This is a genomic window from Microbispora catharanthi (genome assembly GCF_006334915.2).
GTDB lineage: Bacteria > Actinomycetota > Actinomycetes > Streptosporangiales > Streptosporangiaceae > Microbispora > Microbispora catharanthi.
Genome location: NZ_VDMA02000017.1, coordinates 68,320 through 80,571, shown reverse-complemented (window position 1 = coordinate 80,571; position 12,252 = coordinate 68,320). Strand labels below are relative to the sequence as shown.

The window sequence follows — 12,252 nt, the reverse complement described above, 5'->3', positions numbered from 1 at the left end:
CGGGTGCGGCCGGCGGCGGGTCAGGGCGTGGGCGAGCCGAGCGGGGCGCGGCTGAGCTCGCGCACCCGCCGGTCCACCGCCTCGGCCGCATCGCCCAGCACCTCGATCACCACGGCCTGCATCGGGTCGGGCTCCCCCGACGTCGTACGGCTCACCCTGGTCAGCGCCTCGATCCTGCGGCTGCCCACGCCGCGGATGCCGGTGACGACCACCTCGCCCGGCGGCACGTCGAGCAGCGCCAGCGACGGCACGATCGCCACTCCGTGCCCCGCCGACACCAGCCCGAGCACGGGCGGGAACTCCGCGATCAGGTGCACCCGACGCGGGACGAACCCGTGGAGCTGGGCGAGCCGTTCGAGCGCCTGCCCGCACGCCTGGTCAGGCACTCCGGCCACCCACGGCAGGTCCACGAGGTCGGCGACGGTGGCCGGCACCTCGTCCCACGACGGCGGGGCGACGATGCGGTACTCGTCGTCGTAGAGGCGGTGCCGGGACATCGACGGCAGCGACGCGGCCGGCTGGCTCATGTCCCGTTCCGTCACGACCAGGTCCACGCCGCCGAGGCGCAGCTCCTGCACCGCGCCCGGCCCGAACAGCTCGTGGATCACGGGCGTGATCCGCGGGTGCCGTACGGCCAGCTCGCGCAGCGCGGGCACGAGCAGATGCCGGATCACGGTGGGGAACGCCGCGATCGTGACCGGCCCGGACAGCCGCTCGGCGAAGCGGTTGAGCTCGTGCCTCGCCTCGGCGAGCTGCTCCTCGATGCGCTCGGCGTACGCGGCCAGGACCCGCCCGGCCGGGGTCAGCGTGACCCTGCGCTGCGACCGGTCGAACAGCGCGAGGCCGACCTCCCGCTCGAGCTGGGCGAGCTGCTGGGAGACGGCCGAGGGCGTGAGGTGCAACGCCTGCGCGGCCTTCATGACGCCGCCTCTGCGGGACACCTCGTGCAGGATCCGCAGCCGCCGCGGGTCGATTTCCATGCAGCAGATCTTACGGTCGAATTAAGAATCCTTCACTTGCTCTTCACTCTCCACAGGCAGATCATCATGTCATGAGCATTGCCGTGGACGGCGACCTGTCCTGATGTCCACCTTCATCGCGATCATCGGCACCGCGGGCGCCGTCGTCCTCCTGTTCGCGTACGCGATGGTGTCGTCCGGCAGGATGTCCGCGAACGGGCTGCCCTACCAGCTGCTCAACTTCGGCGGGGCGGCCACCTTGATGATCAACAGCGCGTACCACTCGGCCTGGCCCTCGGCGATCCTCAACCTGGTGTGGAGCGGCATCGGCGTGTGGACGCTCGGCCGGCTCGTCGCCCGCCGCGCCACGGCCCGGCGGCACGCGGCCGAGCCCGCCCCGGCCCCGGGCCCCTGAGACAGGGCACGGTGAGACCCGGGGCGGGTGAACCGGGGAGAACCGGGCCAGGGGAAGGGGTCAGGGGATCAGTCGTCCCATTCCTTGTCCTGCTCGGTCCAGCGTTTGTTGCGCTCGGCCGCCGTCTGCAGGGCGTGGGCGGCGGTGTCGCGGGAGTCGTAGGGACCGAGCCGGTCCTTGTTCGGGCAGCCCTTCTCGGGCTCGACGCTCATGTGCTTCAGGCAGAACCACCATTGATCGCTCACGTCCTTAATCGTGCCCCCTTGACGCGCAACTAGACTTGGCCGCATGACCACGCTGCTCCGCCCCGGGCGAATCTCGCCCATCCGTAAGGTTCCCGCCCACATCCCCCGGCCCGAGTACGTGGGGAAGGCCGAGCCCAAGAAGGGCGACAGCGACATCCAGACCTCCGAGACCATCGAGAAGATGCGGATCGCGGGCCGGATCGCCGCGCAGGCGCTCGAGGAGGTCGGCAAGCACGCCGCCCCCGGCGTGACGACCGACGAACTCGACCGCATCGGGCACGAGTTCCTCTGCGACCACGGCGCCTACCCCTCGACGCTCGGCTACCGCGGCTACCCGAAGTCGCTGTGCACCTCGATCAACGAGGTGATCTGCCACGGCATCCCGGACGACACCGTGCTGCGCGACGGCGACATCGTGAACGTGGACATCACCGCCTACATCGGCGGCGTGCACGGCGACACCGACGCCACCTTCCTGGTCGGGGAGGTCGACGAGGAGTCCCGTCTGCTGGTCGAGCGGACCCGCGAGGCGATGATGCGGGCGATCAAGGCGGTCGCGCCGGGCCGCCAGCTCAACATCGTCGGCCGGGTGATCGAGGCGTACGCCAAGCGCTTCGGCTACGGCGTCGTCCGCGACTTCACCGGGCACGGCATCGCGACCTCGTTCCACTCCGGGCTCATCGTCCCCCACTACGACGACCCCGCGCTGTCGGTGACCCTGGTGCCGGGGATGACGTTCACGATCGAGCCGATGCTCACGCTCGGCACGATCGACTACGAGATCTGGCCCGACAAGTGGACCGCGGTGACCAAGGACCGCAAGCGGACCGCGCAGTTCGAGCACACGATCGTGGTGACCGAGACGGGTCACGAGATCCTCACCCTGCCGTAGCAGCTCCGGAGCGGTGCCGCGGCGCCTCGCCGGTGCTCCGGCGGAGGCGCCGCGTGGTTTCGGCGGGCGGACGGTCACCTGCGGGCACAGCCCGCCGAGGCGGGCGGCCTAGTCGGCGGCCCTGTCCCGCCTGTTCAGCCTCGCCAGGTAGTCGTTGTAGGCGTCCAGCTCCGCGTCCCCGGTGCCACCGGACTTGGCCGCCGCGGCGTCGGCCCGGCGGTCGGCCCGGCGCGCGACGCGTTCGTCGTCGCGCCACCACTGGAAGCCGAGCGCGAGCAGCACGATCAGCGTGGGGATCTCGCCGAAGGCCCAGGCGATTCCGCCGCCGGCCTGCTGGTCGGTCAGCGAGGAGACGCCCCAGGTGCGCCCGAGCTGGTCGTAGTAACCGGACGCGAGCACCGTGCCCATGCTCATCAGGGCGATCCCGAAGAACGCGTGGAACGGCATGGTCACCATGAGCAGCAGCAGCCGCCCGACGTGGGGCAGCTTGTGCGGCGCCGGATCCACGCCGATGATCACCCAGAAGAACAGCGAGCCGCTCAGCAGGAAATGCACGGTCATCGCGATGTGACCGAGGTGCTCCTCCATCGCGGCGGCGAACAGCGGGGTGAAGTACAGGGCGAACGTCGACACCACGAAGATCGCGGTCGCGATGGCGGGGTGGCTGACGAACTTCAGGACCCTGCTGTGCAGGATCACCGTGAGCCACTCGCGTGGTCCCCGGTCGCCCCGGCGGGCGGCGGGCTTGAGCGCGCGCAGCGCCAGCGTGACCGGCGCGCCGAGCACCAGGAAGATCGGGACCAGCATCGACAGGATCATGTGCTCGGTCATGTGCACGCTGAACAGCACGGGCGAGTAACGCGCCACGCCGCTCTGCGTGCTGAGGACGAGGATGACGACGCCGAGGTACCAGCTGACCGTGCGGCCCTGCGGCCACCGGTCGCCCCGGCGGGCCAGCCGTACGACGCCCGCGCCGTACAGACCGGCCATGACGACGGCGAGCACGGCGAAGAACAGGTCGAACCACCACAGCGTCACCAGGTTGGCGAGCGTCATCGGCGGCGGTACCAGGTAGCCGAGCAGCTCGTAGGCCCGGTCGACCGGCGTGTCGACGGGCGGCGGGGCGGTCCGCGACAGCGCCACGGCCAGGCCGATCGTCGCCCCCATCAGCAGGACCTCGCCGAGGGCGAGGCGGAGGAAGGCGTGCGGCTCCCCCGCCGACAGCCTCGGCAGCGTACGGCCGCGGTGGCGCCAGCCGACGAACCCGAGCACGGCGAACGCGACGATCTTGGCGAGCAGGAGCAGGCCGTAGTTCGAGGTGAACAGCTCGCCGACCGAGGTGAGGCGCGACGCGGCGGCGGCGAGCCCGGAGACGCCGACCCCGGCGAAGCACCACAGCGCCATCCGGGAGAAGCGCGCAGCGGCGACGTCCAGGAGCGGCTGCCCGCGCAGCGCGTGCACGCAGACCACTCCGAGACCGCCCACCCACAGGGCCAGGAAGAGCAGGTGCATGGCCACCGAGGTGGTGGCCAGCCCGTGGTTGGGCGAGGAGGAGGAGTGCCCCGTGAGCGCGGGCGGCAGCAGCGTCACGAGCGCGAAGACCAGCAGCCCTCCGGCGGCGCCCGCCGTGATCGCGCCCCGGGCGAACAGCGCGATGGCGACGGCGAACAGCACGACCAGGGTCAGCGCGATGCCCTGCGGCACCTGGCTGGCGTAGCTGGTGAGCTCGTTGCCGGCGAGGATCTGCCCCACCGGCGCGCCGAGGGTCTCCGACAGGCTGAAGACCAGCGCCACTGCCGCGGCGACCGCCCAGGCCAGCGCGGACCACGACGCGCCCTTCACGTAACGTTGCGCCTGCTTGCCGAGCAGACCCTTGTCGTTGGGCAGGAACGCCGCGGCCGCCGCCAGCAGGCCGACGGTCAGGACGCCGGAGACGTCCATCGCGAGCTTCGACAGCGGCAGCATCCAGCGGGTCAGCGTGCCCTCGTCGGGCAGACCGGGGATGATCCGGGGCGTCGCGGCGCCGCCGAGCACCATCGCGATGACGAGTGCGCCGACGGCCGCGCAGAGCGCCGCGGCGGTCAGGCGCACCGCCCTGTTCACGGCTTCTTCCGCAGGCTCAGGAACATCCCGATGCCGACGCCGGCGATCCCGAAGATCACCGCCCAGATCCACCCCGGAACGCCCCTCTGCCCTCCGTCGTCGGCCCGCGCCGCAGGTGCCGTCGCGGGCGCGGCGGCCGCCGGCGCGGACGCGGAGGACGTGTCGGGAGCGGCCGCCGAGGTCGCCGCCCCCACCGACTGGTCGCCGACCACGGTGAACGGGATCTCCCCTTCGAGGGGATGCCCGTCGGGAGAGACCACCCGCCAGGCGATCGTGTAACGGCCCGGGGGAACCGGCTCGGTCACCGCCTCGGTGACCTTGGGCCCGTCGACGACCGGGTCGCCTTTCTCGTAGCGCTTGCCGTCCTCGCCGCGGACGATCACGACTGGGAACTGAACGGAGTCCGCGAACTCGAGCGTGACCTTTTGCAAGGTCTTGACCTGGGCGTTCTTCTGCGGGTCGCTACTCTTGAGCGAGGTGTGCGCCTGGGCCGGCAGGGCCGGCGCGGCACACAGCAGGAGAGCCGCCACGAGCGCGGCGAAGGCGGCGAGGAAGGGTCTCTTCATGGCACCTCCCAGGCTACCGACGCGGGGGTCCGGTCCATACCTCGCATCGGAAGACTGGGGATAACCCGAGGACATCCCTGGTGCGGGCCCCGCCGGGGAGGCCCGCCATCGGGGTGGGCGTCAGAGCCCGGCGCAGGCGAGCGCCTGCTGGTAACTGGACATGCTGGGCTCGTGCTCGCCCAGCCGGGCCTGCATCTCGGCGACCGACTGCCACCGCTCGGCGATCGTGCGGGTCACCGGCAGACGGCGCAGCCGCTCGGCCGCGGCCTGCAGCTCCGCCAGCGCCTCCTGGTCCAGCCGCTGCATCCAGTACGCCTGTCCCAGCACGAGACAGGCGTCCGCGGCCACAGCAAGGCTGCTGCCGTCCGCCAGCAGCGACTGCGCCTGCCGCGCGTGCTCGACGGCTTCGACCGGACGCCCCAGCGCCATCTGCGCACGGGCGATGTTCAGCTCACAGCGGGCGATCGCCGTCTTGCCCGCCGACGACTCCTTCAGCTCACGCAGCGCGCGCTCCGACAGCTCCTTGGCCATGAGGGCCTCGGCGGGGCGCACCTGGAGGAGAAGCATCGCGAACTGCGAGCGGAGCCGGGCGAGGTTGCGGGGCTCCCCGTTCTCCGACTGCACCGCGAGGGCGCGCTCGACCAGGGACATGGCCTCGTCTCCGTTGCCGGACGCCTGGGCGGTGAGAGCCGCGTTCCAGCACGCGGCCACCATGGACGTGGGCGTCCCCAGGAGCTCGGCCGCGGCGAGGAGCTCGGCGGCGAACTGCCGGGCGCGGAGGAGATCGCCGCGCTCGACGTACACGAACAGAAGGGTCGAGCCGAGCTCCACCGTGACGTCCGTCCACTGGGGGCGGGAGGTGGCCAGCCCGAGCGTTGACTCGCCGACGCGGACGGCGGCCTGGAGGTCGCCGAGCTCCCGGTAGCACCGGCACAGCGCGATGGCCACCTGGACCCGCCGCTCGAGCGACTGTCCGTCCGCCTCCTCGCCGCTGAGGGACTCGAGCACGGTGATGGCCTCGGGGAAGTTCCCGCAGGCCTCCGTCGCCAGGGCGTACCCGTACTGGGCGTCCCTGCGCAGCGACGCCAGCCCGGCCAGGTTCTTGTCGGCGAGCAACTCCGCGTAGCGCGACCTGGCCTCCGTCAGGTCGCCGTTCTCCAGGGCCAGCTGGGCGAAGCGGAGGCCCAGCTCGATCTCCTCCATCTGCTCGGCGGTGACGCCGTTGACCAGATAGGTGAGCGAACAGTCGAGTTTCTGGGCGAGAAGCTCCAGGACCGCGGGGGTGGGCGTGCGCTTGCCGCTCTCGATCAACGAGACGTAGCTGTCGGACAATTCAGGATGAGCGAGCTGCGCCTGTGAGAGACCCCGCTGCCGACGAATGGCCTTGATCCGCTCGCCGACCATGCCTTGACTAGTCACACGCACCCCTTGAGAAGATGAAGGCCGGACAGTCGTCCCCCATGAAGGAGATCCTCATGCGCCGCCTTTCACTGTTCACCCTGGCTGCTCTCATATCGCTCAGCCTGGCACCTGCCGCTCATGCTACGGCCGCAACCGGCTCCGCGTCAGTAGCAGTCTTGTCCGCGGAGCCCTGCTGCTGATCCCCCACCATCGAGCCTGTTGAGGCACCGCCTCCAACGGCCTGTCCGGTCCCGAGCCCGCACGATTTCCGCTTCCGCATTGGCGGCCTGACCAGGCGGGCTCTCGCCTGCCTCGATGCATGCGGGATCAGGCACCCCCCACCGTGAGGCGGCGAGAACGGCGACGGCCTGTCGTGCCCCCATAAGCTCTGTGGTGCCCCCATAGCACGGCATCGCGCCGTAGGCCGCGACGATGTCGGGCCTACGGCGCCCGGCCGTTCGGGCCGGGGCCGGGTCGTTTTCAGCGTAATCAGTGATCGCGGAAAACATAAGAGGCGGATCTGAATCCAGAGCGAACGCCCCGCCTTGACCTGCTCTCTCCCGGCGATCTTCGTCCCATCCGGCCCGGAGACTAGCCGGCGCGGAGGGCGAGGAAGAGGTCGACGCGGTCTGCCATGGACGACAGATCCTTGCCGGTCAGCTCCTCGACCCGCCTGATCCGGTAGCGCACCGTGTTGACGTGCACGTGCAGCCGCTCGGCACAGGCGTTCCACGATCCCGTGCAGTCGAGGAACGCGCCGAGCGTGCGCACCAGTTCGGCCCCGTGCCGCCGGTCGTAGTCGAACAACGGCCCGAGCAGCCGTCCGGCGAACGAGGACCGCACGTCGCCGGGCACGGTCGCCAGCAGCAGGGCGTGGGTGTAGATCTCGTCGCTGGTGACCACTCCCCCGCCGCGCGCCTCGGCCATCCGCCGGGCGTGGCCCGCCTCCTCCACCCCTCCGCGGATGGCCTGCGGCCCGGTCAGCGCGCCGCTCAGCCCGGCCGACACCGTGATCGAGGGCAGCCCGCCGGCGAGCACCGCCGTACGGGCGCGCAGCCACGCCGCGAGTGCCTCGCGATCACCCCAGGGGGTGTCGTGGCGCAGGGGGACCAGCGCCACCGACGCGTCGGCGCCCGCGGCGGCCACCACCCCGCGGTCCAGCAACTCCTCCACCACCTGACCGCCCAGCAGGGCGCGGTCGGGGCCGTCCGTCGCCCCATGCCTGCTCGCCGTCGCGGTGACCACCGCGTACGGCTCGGCCGGGTCGATGCCGCACGTCCGCAGCCGGGCCGACAGCTCCGCGAGGTCGCCGCCCGCGCAGGCCAGGGCGATGAGCTGCTCGGCCAGCCGGCGCTCCACCCGGCGGCCCTCCTCCGCCCGGGTCCGCTCCATCGCGACGCACGCCGCCAGCTCGTAGCCGATCTCCACGTCGACCTCGCCCCGGCAGACCAGGGCCCAGCCGGCGGCCCGGTGCGATCGGCCCACGGCGAACAGCGTGAACGGCCCGCCGCGGCCCACGACGACCGGCAGGCGGACGGCGGAGAGATAGTCGCGGGCCAGCCGTACGGCCTGCTCCTCGGGCAGCGCGCCCGCGACGACCGCGCCGCAGGCGGACACGACCGCGGCCGTGACACCGAGCTCGGCCTCGACCAGGGCGAACAGCTCGCCGAGCCCGGCCCCTTCGGCCACCGCCGCGACGATCCTGCGGTGCCGCCCGAGGGCGCCGCGCAGGTCGCCCACCTGGGCGGCGGCGACGCGCCTGCCGACGAGTTCGGTGACCGCTCCGAACGACACCTCGACGGGCACTTCGAGCAGCGGCAGCCCGCGTGCCCGGCACGCCTCCACCAGGTCGTCAGGGACCGTGCCGAGCCGCGCGTCGCCCGCGCCGAGCGCGGCCACGCCCGCCTCGGCCAGGGCGTCGACGAACCGGGCGGAGTCCTCGGGCGACTGGCGCCACATCAGGCCGGTCAGCACCAGTTCGCCGCCCGACAGGTACCGCCGGGGATCGGGCAGGTCGGTGATGAGCACGCCCTTGATCTCGCGGTCCAGCCGCTCGTCGCCCGTGAGCAGGGTGAGCCGCAGTTCCGGGACGGCGAGCAGATCATGCAACAGCACGACAGACAGCGTATTTGGAGATATCTACAAGCATCGACTACGCCCGTCCCCGGGTTTCATGGCCGCGCCGATAGGCCCCGCCCCCGCCCGGTTGCTGTACTACGACGGTGGAGCGGCGGATGGCGACTGAGACGGCGGCGGGGACGGCGGCGGGGACGGCGACCGGAACGGGGCGGCGTTCGGGCCTCGGCGAGAGCGCGCCGCGCCCCGACGGCACCCTGAAGGTGACCGGAGAGTTCGCGTACTCCTCGGACCTGTGGCTTGAGGGCATGCTCTGGGGCGCCACGCTGCGCAGCCCGCACCCGTCCGCGTGGATCCGCTCGATCGACATCGGCCCCGCGCTCGCGATGCCCGGCGTGTTCGCCGTGCTGACCCATGAGGACGTGCCCGGGGAGAAGTTCTACGGGCTGGATCGCCGCGACCAGCCGGTGCTCGCCGTCGACCAGGTCCGCTACCAGGGCGAGCCCGTGGCGATCGTGGCCGCCGACCATCCGGAGACCGCGCGCCGTGCCGCCGCCGCGATCGTCGTGCGCTACGAGGAGCGCGAGGCGGTGACCGATCTCCGCCGGGCCGCCTTCGACCCGTCCTGTCCCGCCGTCCACCCCGCCGTCCACCCTGGGAGCGATCGGGGCAACCTCGTACGGCACCAGCCGGTGAGGGTGGGCCGGGTCTTCGAGGCCGAGGTGGTCGTCACAGGCGAGTACGAGGTCGGCATGCAGGACCAGGCGTTCCTCGGGCCGGAGTCGGGCCTTGCCGTGCCCGCCGAGGACGGCGGGGTGGACCTGTTCGTCGCCACCCAGTGGCTGCACGTCGACCAGGACCAGGTGGCGCCGTGCCTGGGCCTGCCGAAGGAGAAGGTGCGGCTGACGCTCGCCGGGGTCGGCGGCGCGTTCGGCGCCAGGGAGGACCTGTCGATGCAGGTCCACGCCTCGATGCTGGCGCTGCGAACGGGCCGCCCGGTGAAGATGGTCTACGGCAGGGAGGAGTCGTTCTTCGGCCACGTCCACCGGCATCCGGCGCGGATGCGCTACGAGCACGGCGCGACGGCCGACGGGCGGCTCGTCTACGTCAAGGCGGAGATCCTCCTCGACGGCGGCGCCTACTGCTCGTCCACCCCCGCCGTGGTGGGCAACGCCGCATCGCTCGGCGTCGGTCCGTACGAGGTGGGCAACGTCTGGATCGACGCGTACGGCGTCTACACGAACAACCCGCCCTGCGGCGCGATGCGCGGGTTCGGGGCGGTCCAGGCGTGCTACGCGTACGAGTCGCAGATGGACCGGCTCGCGGCGGCCTGTGGGCTGTCACCGGTCGAGATCCGCGTCCGCAACGCGGTGTCGCAGGGGTCGCGCCTGGCCACCGGGCAGCTGATCGACAGCCCCGCGCCGCTCGCGGACATGCTCGGTGAGCTGGCCGCGATGCCGCTGCCGTCGGAACCGGCGGATGAGCCCGACCTGCGCCTCCTGCCGGGCGGCGTCGCGCAGACGACGCACGGCGAGGGCGTGCGTCGCGGCGTGGGCTACGGCGTCGGCATCAAGAACATCTGCTTCTCCGAGGGCTTCGACGACTACTCGACCGCCCGCGTGCGGGTCGAGCTCGCCGGCGACGAGCCGCACGTGCTCGTGCACACCGCCGCCGCCGAGGTGGGCCAGGGGCTCGTCACCGTCCAGGCCCAGATCGCGCGTACGGAGCTCGGGATCGCCAGGGTGACGGTCGCCCCGGCGGACACCGCGGTCGGCTCGGCCGGGTCCTCCTCGGCCTCCCGCCAGTCGTACGTCACCGGTGGGGCGGTCAAAACGGCCTGCGAGGCGGTGCGGGCGCGCCTCGACGCGCTGCGGGCGGCGCATCCGGAGTTGTCGCTGGAGGAGGTGCTTGAGCGGTTCGGGCCGGTCGAGGAGACGCGGGAGTATCGCCACCGGCCCACGTTCCCCATGGACCCCGTCACCGGCCGGGGCGACTCCCACACGCAGCTCGCGTTGTGCGTCCACCGGGCCGTGGTCGACGTGGACGTCGAGCTCGGCCTGGTCAAGGTCGTCGAACTGGCCGCCGTGCAGGACGTCGGGAAGATCCTCAATCCGCTGGCCCTGGAAGGGCAGATCCACGGCGGCTCCGCGCAGGGCCTGGGCCTGGCGCTGATGGAGGAGATCCAGGTCAGGGACGGCCGGGTGCTCAACCCCTCGTTCACCGACTACCTGATCCCCACCATCCTCGACATGCCGCCGATGCGGTTGTCGGTGCTGGAGAACCCCGACCCCCACGCGCCGTACGGCCTGCGGGGTGCGGGCGAGCCGCCCACGCTGTCGTCGACCCCGGCGGTGGCCGCGGCGGTCAGGGCCGCGACCGGGCTGGATCTCTCCCGTGTCCCGATCCGGCCCGAGGACATCGCGCTCTCGCCCGTCGCCGGCTGAGCCCCGCCGTCGTACTCGGCGCGGCTGAGGTCAGTCGGCTGGGTTGGTCGGCTGGGTTGGTCGGCTGGGGTTGGTGGCTCGGATCAGTCGGCGATGTAGCCGATGGAGGTCACCTCGTAGCCGCGGCTCTTCGAGCCCCGCACGTGCATGAACATGCCGCCGCCCTCGTAGGAGTAGGCGCAGCTGTAGCCCTTGGGCTCGGAGCTGCAGCCCTGGAAGAAGTACTTCACACCCTTCGGGTCGTACTTCGTCCGGAACAGCGTCTTGACCGCCGTGGTCGTGGCGATCTCCAGGCCCCGGTTGCGGTCGCCCGCGCGCCAGGCGTCGAACAGGTACTTGGCCGCGGCGGACGGCTTGGCGATGTGGCGGGACTCGTACACCTTCGTGACCTTGGCGCCCGACACGACCATCAGGACCCCGTCGAGCCCGCCCGGCACGCGCACGCTGGTGTGGACGAACCGGCAGGCGTTGCCCGAGCAGCCCGCGAACTCGTCCGGGGCCCGGAAGGGGTAGGAGAAGAGCGTGGAGACCGCGCCCGCGGTGGCGACCCGGGATGCCGCGTGGCGGTCCGCGCGCAGCCAGGCGCCGAACAGCTTCTTGGCGACGGCCGCCGGTGCGGCCGTGCCGTGCGCGGATGCCTGGGCGGGGGCGTGCACAGGGGCGTGCACAGGGGCGTGCACAGGGGCTTGCGCGGTGTGCGCGAGAGCCGGGGCGGCGGCGAGCGGGGAGGCGGGGACCAGAAACGCGGCGGTCGCGGCCGTGGCGGCCGCGCCTCGCAACCATCGTGCTGACACGCGCCGTACGCTACCGGGATCTCCTTGCACCCGGATTGACCCCGGCTTGCACCGGCCGCTGCCGCCCTCGCGACGGCCCGCCCGGGGCCGTCGCCGGTGTCCGCCGGAGGCGAGGGACGGCCGGGCGGCCAGGCCGCGCCCTGCGACGGCCAGGCATCCGGCCGGCGGCGTCACACCGGACAGCACCCCGCCGGCCGCGGGCACCCACGCCACGGCCGAGGTGGCGGTCATGACGGTGGACGCGGCGTCATGCCCGACGGCGAGGAACCACCGGGCGACGATCAAGACCTGACGGCCCAGACCGGACGACCGGGACGAGCGCGCCCCGGCCGCCGGCCGGCCGGTTCAGGTCCGGGA

At 72.3% G+C, this 12,252-nt stretch carries 10 protein-coding genes; 3 read left to right on the top strand and 7 right to left on the bottom strand.

All coding sequences use genetic code 11. The annotated features are described in order from the left end of the window. Positions 1–20: 20 nt before the first annotated feature. Positions 21–980 (bottom strand): LysR family transcriptional regulator, encoded by a 960-nt coding sequence (locus FH610_RS28585; RefSeq protein ID WP_139578128.1) that lies wholly within the window; start codon positions 978–980, stop codon positions 21–23. A gap of 103 nt (positions 981–1,083) precedes the next feature. Between FH610_RS28585 and FH610_RS28580 the strand changes: the two genes are divergently transcribed. Further along, positions 1,084–1,374, top strand: a complete 291-nt coding sequence (locus FH610_RS28580) for a CBU_0592 family membrane protein (protein ID WP_139578127.1) — start codon at positions 1,084–1,086, stop codon at positions 1,372–1,374. Between the two features lie 68 nt (positions 1,375–1,442). Here FH610_RS28580 and FH610_RS28575 read toward each other — a convergent pair whose 3' ends face one another. After that, positions 1,443–1,619: a hypothetical protein gene (locus FH610_RS28575; protein ID WP_225898484.1), complete on the bottom strand. Its 177-nt coding sequence runs from the start codon at positions 1,617–1,619 to the stop codon at positions 1,443–1,445. Between the two features lie 43 nt (positions 1,620–1,662). Between FH610_RS28575 and map the strand changes: the two genes are divergently transcribed. Then, positions 1,663–2,511, top strand: coding sequence for a type I methionyl aminopeptidase (gene map, locus FH610_RS28570; protein WP_139578126.1), 849 nt, complete (start codon positions 1,663–1,665; stop codon positions 2,509–2,511). A gap of 108 nt (positions 2,512–2,619) precedes the next feature. Here map and FH610_RS28565 read toward each other — a convergent pair whose 3' ends face one another. The 4 genes from FH610_RS28565 to FH610_RS28550 form a co-directional block, all read right to left on the bottom strand. Then, a complete protein-coding gene (locus tag FH610_RS28565) occupies positions 2,620–4,614 on the bottom strand; it encodes a bifunctional copper resistance protein CopD/cytochrome c oxidase assembly protein (protein WP_240809248.1) in 1,995 nt (664 codons plus the stop codon). After that, positions 4,611–5,180 (bottom strand): copper resistance CopC family protein, encoded by a 570-nt coding sequence (locus FH610_RS28560; protein WP_161628098.1) that lies wholly within the window; start codon positions 5,178–5,180, stop codon positions 4,611–4,613. The genes FH610_RS28565 and FH610_RS28560 overlap by 4 nt, the downstream gene beginning before the upstream one ends. A 120-nt stretch (positions 5,181–5,300) precedes the next feature. After that, entirely contained in the window at positions 5,301–6,599 is a 1,299-nt protein-coding gene (locus FH610_RS28555; RefSeq protein ID WP_139578124.1) for a helix-turn-helix domain-containing protein, read from the bottom strand. 573 nt (positions 6,600–7,172) lie between these two features. Continuing rightward, positions 7,173–8,696 carry a PucR family transcriptional regulator gene (locus FH610_RS28550; protein ID WP_139578123.1) on the bottom strand — a complete coding sequence of 508 codons (1,524 nt, stop codon included), beginning with the start codon at positions 8,694–8,696 and terminating at the stop codon, positions 7,173–7,175. 119 nt (positions 8,697–8,815) lie between these two features. Between FH610_RS28550 and FH610_RS28545 the strand changes: the two genes are divergently transcribed. Then, entirely contained in the window at positions 8,816–11,101 is a 2,286-nt protein-coding gene (locus FH610_RS28545) for a molybdopterin cofactor-binding domain-containing protein (RefSeq protein ID WP_139578122.1), read from the top strand. 83 nt (positions 11,102–11,184) lie between these two features. Here FH610_RS28545 and FH610_RS28540 read toward each other — a convergent pair whose 3' ends face one another. Further along, positions 11,185–12,180 carry a hypothetical protein gene (locus FH610_RS28540; RefSeq protein ID WP_139578121.1) on the bottom strand — a complete coding sequence of 332 codons (996 nt, stop codon included), beginning with the start codon at positions 12,178–12,180 and terminating at the stop codon, positions 11,185–11,187. Positions 12,181–12,252 lie beyond the last annotated feature (72 nt).

Bases quoted from the DNA above. Each gene is read 5' to 3' on its own strand.
- FH610_RS28585 (WP_139578128.1), bottom strand. From the start codon at position 980: ATGGAAATCGACCCGCGGCGGCTGCGGATCCTGCACGAGGTGTCCCGC.
- FH610_RS28580 (WP_139578127.1), top strand. From the start codon at position 1,084: ATGTCCACCTTCATCGCGATCATCGGCACCGCGGGCGCCGTCGTCCTC.
- map (WP_139578126.1), top strand. From the start codon at position 1,663: ATGACCACGCTGCTCCGCCCCGGGCGAATCTCGCCCATCCGTAAGGTT.
- FH610_RS28560 (WP_161628098.1), bottom strand. From the start codon at position 5,180: ATGAAGAGACCCTTCCTCGCCGCCTTCGCCGCGCTCGTGGCGGCTCTC.
- FH610_RS28545 (WP_139578122.1), top strand. From the start codon at position 8,816: ATGGCGACTGAGACGGCGGCGGGGACGGCGGCGGGGACGGCGACCGGA.